This is a genomic window from Acinetobacter sp. YH12227, assembly GCF_013417785.1.
In the GTDB taxonomy this organism is placed as follows: Bacteria; Pseudomonadota; Gammaproteobacteria; order Pseudomonadales; family Moraxellaceae; genus Acinetobacter; species Acinetobacter gandensis.
Genome location: NZ_VPDH01000138.1, coordinates 1 through 3,512 on the forward strand (window position 1 = coordinate 1; position 3,512 = coordinate 3,512).

General features: G+C 39.5%; 3 protein-coding genes and 3 pseudogenes. 3 read left to right on the top strand and 3 right to left on the bottom strand.

The window, feature by feature from the left end; translation table 11 throughout:
- Both FTV09_RS17250 and FTV09_RS17255 read left to right on the top strand, forming a co-directional pair.
- Nucleotides 1-100: pseudogene (locus FTV09_RS17250) on the top strand (IS1 family transposase); the annotation flags it as partial.
- A gap of 27 nt (nt 101-127) precedes the next feature.
- Nucleotides 128-355: pseudogene (locus FTV09_RS17255) on the top strand (DUF308 domain-containing protein); the annotation flags it as partial.
- 74 nt (nt 356-429) lie between these two features.
- Here FTV09_RS17255 and FTV09_RS17260 read toward each other — a convergent pair.
- The gene (locus FTV09_RS17260; protein WP_180058969.1) at nt 430-879 is read right to left on the bottom strand and encodes a carboxymuconolactone decarboxylase family protein; all 450 of its coding nucleotides are present in this window, start codon (nt 877-879) and stop codon (nt 430-432) included.
- 83 nt (nt 880-962) lie between these two features.
- Between FTV09_RS17260 and FTV09_RS17265 the strand changes: the two genes are divergently transcribed.
- Nucleotides 963-2,132, top strand: coding sequence for a glycerate kinase (locus tag FTV09_RS17265; RefSeq protein WP_180058970.1), 1,170 nt, complete (start codon nt 963-965; stop codon nt 2,130-2,132).
- Between the two features lie 7 nt (nt 2,133-2,139).
- Here the strand turns inward: FTV09_RS17265 and FTV09_RS17270 are convergent, their stop codons facing one another.
- Both FTV09_RS17270 and FTV09_RS17275 read right to left on the bottom strand, forming a co-directional pair.
- Nucleotides 2,140-3,258 (bottom strand): S41 family peptidase, encoded by a 1,119-nt coding sequence (locus FTV09_RS17270; RefSeq protein ID WP_180058971.1) that lies wholly within the window; start codon nt 3,256-3,258, stop codon nt 2,140-2,142.
- Nucleotides 3,259-3,412: 154 nt separating this feature from the next.
- A pseudogene (locus tag FTV09_RS17275) lies at nt 3,413-3,512 on the bottom strand (IS1 family transposase); the annotation flags it as partial.

A 3,512-nucleotide genomic window follows, 5' to 3' on the forward strand; every position in this document is an offset into this window, starting at 1 on the left:
GCGCGGTTTTAGAAGGAGTTGTAATTTTTCAAAAAAGATTGAAAACCATTTTAAAGCTTTCGACTTAACCTTTTTTTACATCAATAATGGCTTCATTTAATGTCAGCATACTTTTTGAAACACCACCCGTATTTTTAATGCGCTGTTATTCCGTGCCTTTCAAGGTTGGGGTTGGACACTCTTTTCAGGCATTTTAACTTTGGTGACAGGTGTTATTATTTTGATGTCACCTGATGCGCCATTTTGGGTATTAGGATTATTCTTGGCGGTTGATATTTTATTCCAAGGGGTCAACTACCTTACTTTGGCTTCTTATATTCGACGTGAAGTACCGAAAAGCTCGGCAGAGCAGTAAACTGCTTGCGGATCCTATAAATAAAAAAGAGTGCCTCAGCACTCTTTTTTTATTCACTTGAAATGTGCAACCCGTTAAGGTTTCACGCTATAGCGGCTACTAATTGCAATTCGGTTCCATGTGTTAATGACAATTGCGAGCCATTCAATCGCACTGATTTGATCGTCCGTTAAAAATGGCAAGGCATCTTCATAAACTGCATCAGGAACTTGGCCTTCGGCAATCAATGTAATCGCTTCGATCAAGCTTAAAGCCGCACGTTCTTTTTCATCGTAGTACGCTGTTTCACGCCATGCATTCAGTAGGCTAATACGTTCAATGCTTTCACCTGTTTTAAGTGCATCTTGCGCATGCATGCGAATACAGAATGCACATTCGTTGATTTGGGATGCACGTAATTTGAGTAAATGAGCTAGTCCTTCACTTAGGCCTGCTTCATTTATTTTTTGCATTACCAGTGCATCAAGTTCTGCGACTTTTTTATATAGCTCAGGTGCAGACTGACCTAGATTGATTCGTGACATTTCGAGCCTTTCTGATGTTTTTAGATATACCTGCTATTTTAAAACCGTTATGGTTGAGGACAAGTTTTATTTTGAGCATTTAGATGACCACTTTTGTTCTTGCGCCCGATTCATTTAAAGAAAGTATGAGTGCTCAACAAGCCTGTGACGCGATGCAGCGTGCAATTTTAAAGCTCATACCAGATGCAAATGTCATCGCTGTGCCAATGGCAGATGGTGGTGAGGGAACTGTAGATGCGTTACTCAGTGCTTGCCACGGTGAAAAAGTGGCGATAGCGCTTACAGGTCCTTTGCCCAATCAACGTGTGACGACGTATTTCGGTTTGATTGACGGTGGGCAAACTGCGGTAATTGAAATGGCAAAAGCCAATGGTATTCATCTTGTGGATATTGCTCAGCGGAATCCTTTATTGACGTCCACTTATGGTACGGGCGAAATGATCCTGGCTGCTCTAGACGTCGGAGTAAGTAAAATTATCATTGGCTTGGGCGGGAGTATGACCAATGATGGCGGTGCAGGTATGGCGCAGGCCTTGGGGGCACAATTTTTAGATGAAAAAGGCTTGGAAGTAGCAGTTTGTGGTGGTTGTCTAGATCAAATTAAAAGTCTTGATTTGACGCAGCTCGACTCACGTTTAACGCATACAGAGATCATCATTGCCAGCGACGTCATTAATCCATTATGTGGTGAAAATGGTGCATCCTATATCTTTGGCCCGCAAAAAGGCGCAACGCAGGAGATGGTGTGTCAGTTAGATCAGAAGCTCAGTCATTATGCCGATGTCGTTGAAGCGACTCTGGATTGTGCTTTACGTGATGCAGCAGGTGCAGGTGCTGCAGGTGGACTAGGTTTTGGGTTGATGGCTTTTGCAGGTGCATCGATGCGATCAGGTGTGGAATTGGTCATTGAACAAAGTCAGTTGAAGGAAAAAATAGCACAGGCAGATTATGTGCTCACTGGTGAAGGGAAAATTGATTATCAAACCAAGTTCGGTAAAACACCATTTGGTGTGGCGCAAGTTGCAAAAAAGTATAATAAATCTGTGATCGCCTTTACTGGTCTAGTGGGTGAGGAAATAGCAGAACTCTATGATTTAGGTTTCACACAGATTGTTGGGATTAATCCACCAGATTGTAAGCTGGAGGATGCATTAAAATATGCGGAAACATACTTAGAAAAAAGTTGTACAGATCTCATCAATTCTATATGTAAAAGATCAGAACCTACTTCTTTTAAGATAGATCGGTTCTGATAAGGTGTTACTTCCATAAGTTATTTTCTAAATAGTGCTGTGCCAATTTGACTTCTGCATCGTACTCAGTTGGATTTTGCGGTTTAGCGAGACGAATATGGGGTGGAATACCAATGTCGTCAATTTGTTGTCCTATACGGCGGTGGATAAATGTAGTTGCATAATACAAAGTGAATTGTTGAGATGGCGTTTTGATAGTTCGAATATTCGATGCATCTAAAGCCCCATAAGTGTTACGCCCCATGACCAAAACATTCGGATTTTGACGTGCGGTTAAAATAAACATTTCACACGAACTACCGCATTCTTCATCTGATAGAATAACAACTTTTTGGGGCATAGCTTTGACGTCTGAATGGGCGATCACATATTTTTCTTCTTTCTGCTTCTTCATCCCAACCCAGCTATTTTTGTTGCTTTCAAGTTTACCAATCATACGATTAAATTCTACCTTGATTTCCCCATCAGGTAAGGTTTTGGCTGTTTCTTTCCATGATTGAATATTATCTGTAGATGCATAAATTTGGGGTATTTCAAACCAATATTCAGCTGCTCCTAAAAGTGGATAAAGGGGTTGTGCTGATGTATCAAAACCGCCTGAGTTTTTGCGTAGATCAAGAATTAAATAGCGTGCGTCTAACACTTGGTTTTGATTGTCTTGAATGATCTTTTCAAGTTGATTTTGAACAGACAGATCAAAAGTTGGAATGGTAATTAAGGTTGTCTGTTCAGATAATTTTTGCGTGGTCACGAGATTGCTTAATTGTATTGTTGAACTCTGTGTGATGGCTTCTGATATGGTTTTTCGGCCTAAGCTCAGATGGCCTTTACGGATAGATTTAAGAAAGTGATTGGTGATTTCTTTACAGGCATCGACCGAGTTTACTTGTGTAATTTTAGCGTTTTGCTCATTTATGACCTTTTGAAGATTTTCTGGATAGTTGTCCCAGTTTTTTGCTCGAATACCTGCATCATTTTTGAGTATAAATTCAGAGCTAAAGTTAAAATCTTTTTGGCACTGACTAGGTGTCATGGGGCTAAGTTCATCCGCAGCTTGAATACTTGGGCATAGAAAAAAACTACTACTCATTACCAACAATGAAAGCTGTGAAAATCTATTGAACATGTCATTATTCCTAGAGATGATTATCTTCTAAAGTTATAAGCCTATGGTTTTAACTAGGTCTTTGTTTTTCTAATGATATTGAATTGTAAATCTACTGATTTTTTACTGTATAAACAATTAAAATTTTGGTGGTGTTTCAAAAAGTATGCTGACATTAAATGAAGCCATTATTGATGTAAAAAAAGGTTAAGTCGAAAGCTTTAAAATGGTTTTCAATCTTTTTTGAAAAATTACAACTCCTTCTAAAACCGCGC

Bases quoted from the DNA above. Each gene is read 5' to 3' on its own strand.
- FTV09_RS17270 (WP_180058971.1), bottom strand. From the start codon at position 3,258: ATGTTCAATAGATTTTCACAGCTTTCATTGTTGGTAATGAGTAGTAGT.
- FTV09_RS17260 (WP_180058969.1), bottom strand. From the start codon at position 879: ATGTCACGAATCAATCTAGGTCAGTCTGCACCTGAGCTATATAAAAAA.
- FTV09_RS17265 (WP_180058970.1), top strand. From the start codon at position 963: ATGACCACTTTTGTTCTTGCGCCCGATTCATTTAAAGAAAGTATGAGT.